Origin of the sequence: Candidatus Thioglobus sp. (genome assembly GCF_028599055.1) — a bacterium.
In the GTDB taxonomy this organism is placed as follows: Bacteria; Pseudomonadota; Gammaproteobacteria; order PS1; family Pseudothioglobaceae; genus Thioglobus_A.
The window spans coordinates 1-2525 of sequence record NZ_JAQRMS010000155.1; the positions used below are offsets into that span (position 1 = coordinate 1).

3 protein-coding genes are annotated in these 2525 nt (G+C 41.7%); 1 reads left to right on the top strand and 2 read right to left on the bottom strand.

The window, feature by feature from the left end:
* Positions 1–632, bottom strand: a 632-nt coding sequence (locus tag PSN35_RS07020; RefSeq protein WP_300031398.1) for a 1-deoxy-D-xylulose-5-phosphate synthase N-terminal domain-containing protein, incomplete at its 3' end; no start/stop codon positions are given.
* Positions 633–685: 53 nt separating this feature from the next.
* Positions 686–2041, bottom strand: a complete 1356-nt coding sequence (yegQ, locus tag PSN35_RS07025) for a tRNA 5-hydroxyuridine modification protein YegQ (RefSeq protein ID WP_300031401.1) — start codon at positions 2039–2041, stop codon at positions 686–688.
* 57 nt (positions 2042–2098) lie between these two features.
* Here yegQ and PSN35_RS07030 point away from each other — a divergent pair.
* On the top strand, positions 2099–2525 hold a 427-nt coding region (locus PSN35_RS07030), incomplete at its 3' end, for a methyltransferase (RefSeq protein ID WP_300031404.1).

Sequence of the window (2525 nt, forward strand, 5' to 3'; positions counted from 1 at the left end):
GGCATTTTTTCCAAAAAGCCTAACGACTTATGTTTCATGGTGGAGTACGCCTTGCCAGAAATTAGTTTGGTTAAGTATTTGTTCATGGCACCGACATTCTTAGAAATACTCATGTCGTTATCATTTAGAATAATTAACAAATCTGCATTTGAATCACCCGCATGATTTAACGCCTCAAATGACATACCGCCCGTCAGTGCGCCATCACCAATCACAGCAATTGACTTATTGGCGTTATGCTGAATATTATTAGCAATAGCGATACCTAACGCCGCACTAATCGAGGTTGAAGAGTGTCCAGCACCGAAGCTATCATGCTCACTTTCACTGCGTTTGGTAAAGCCAGATAGCCCGTTTTTTTGGCGCAAAGTATGCATTTGATTAAAACGCCCGGTGAGAATCTTATGAGTGTAAGCTTGGTGGCCAACGTCAAATACAAAGCTGTCTTTTGGCGTGTCAAACACATAGTGCATGGCCAGTGTCATCTCTATGGTGCCAAGATTTGGCGCTAAGTGTCCGCCTGTTTCTTGAATGGTTTCAATTAGAAATGTGCGAATTTCATTTGCCAAAGATTGCAACTCAACCAAGTCCAGTTTTTTAATATCTTTGGGTGAATGAATTTGATCAAGCACGTTAATATAACCTTGCAATAAAGAATGATATTATACGTGAGTGGCTTTAGCTACTACCAAGAAGGGCGACGGATTTTTTGTTCTGGGTCTTTTTTAATGTTCTTATTTTTAATTTTGATTTTTTCATCAAAATTTCGAGCAATAAAACCAAGCTCTGGCTTTATTTCTGGCATTGGGATCCATACTCGATAGCCACTGCCTTTGGCAACTTCAAGCGCTTCGTTAAATTCAGTAATCATTGATTCAACTTCAATGTTAAAGCATCCATCAGGCAGAACCACTTCAACCGAATCGCCAACACTGAATTTATTTTTAGCTTCAATTAAGGCTTTGCCATCTTTATAGTCTAGGATTTCACCCACAACTTGCTGTTTGTTAGAGCGTGAATAGTTGTCAAAATAGGTTTGTAATTCTTCAGGCTGATGGCGACGATAAAAACCATCGGTATAGCCTCGATTAGCCAAGTTCTCTAACACGCCAAAGGCTTCTGGGTTGAATTCGCGCCCAGCAACGGCATCATCAATCGCTTGACGATACACTTGCGCGGTTCTAGCGGCGTAGTAATGTGATTTTGTCCTGCCTTCAATTTTAAGTGAATCAATGCCCATGGCTGTTAAAGTGTGCACATGTTCAATGGCGCGCAAGTCTTTAGAGTTCATGATGTAGGTACCATGCTCGTCTTCATAGGCGGGCATCTGCTCACCCGGGCGACCTTCCTCTTCCAGTAAAACTACTTGATCAGCGGGCGCCTTGATTTCCACTGCTTTAATATCACCTTCCAAGGTTTCTTCTGCTTCTTTAACGTCATATTTCCATCTGCAAGAATTGGTGCAAGAGCCTTGGTTGGGATCACGATGGTTGAAGTAGCCTGACAGCAAGCAGCGACCCGAGTAAGCAATACATAAAGCGCCATGCACAAAAACCTCAAGCTCAATATCAGGACATTCTTGGCGAATTTCTTTAACCTCATCAAGCGATAGCTCGCGTGAAAGGATGATGCGACTAATGCCAGCATTTTTCCAAAATTTAACCGTGGCATAATTAATGGCGTTAGCCTGAACAGATAAGTGAATCACTTGTTCTGGAAACTTTTCTTTAACCATCATAATCAGCCCAGGATCCGCCATAATCAGCGCATCAGGATTTAGCTGAACAACCGGCTCAATATCCTTCATGTAGGTTTTAATTTTGGCATTATGCGGAATAATGTTAGATGCCACAAAGAATTTCTTGTCCGCTGCATGTGCTTCTTCAATACCTTGTTTAAGTGTGTCAAAATCAAAAGCATTGTTACGCACCCTTAGAGAATATCTAGGCTGCCCTGCGTAAACGGCATCAGCACCGTACGCGTAAGCATAACGCATGTGATTTAATGAGCCAGCAGGGGAGAGTAATTCAGGTCTATTCATGGGCGTTATTTTATCATCAGCGGAATGTTAAATACCCTTATGTATAATAAGGCGGGTATGTTTACTAGAAGCGATATTCCCAAATTAAAACAAGACCTTAAGATTCAAACCAATCTGCTGGGTCATGATCTCACTTTGCAAACCCGTTGGGGCGTGTTTAGCCCTCGAGCGATTGATGATGGCACAGTGATGTTTATGCAATATTTAGATATTGCCAGCACAGACAAGTGCCTAGATTTAGGCTGTGGTTATGGCCCAATTGGCCTGTCGGTTGCTAAGTCTTGCCCACAAGGTGAAGTGCACATGGTGGATAAAGATTTTGTAGCGGTAGAGTTATCAAACACCAATGCCAAACTAAATCATATTAATAATGCTGAGGCTTATCTTTCGGATGCTTTTTCAGCAGTTGGCAAGCAAAATTATTTTGATCAAGTATTGTCAAACGTGCCTGCTAAGGTTGGTAGAGAGCAGTTAAGCATTATTT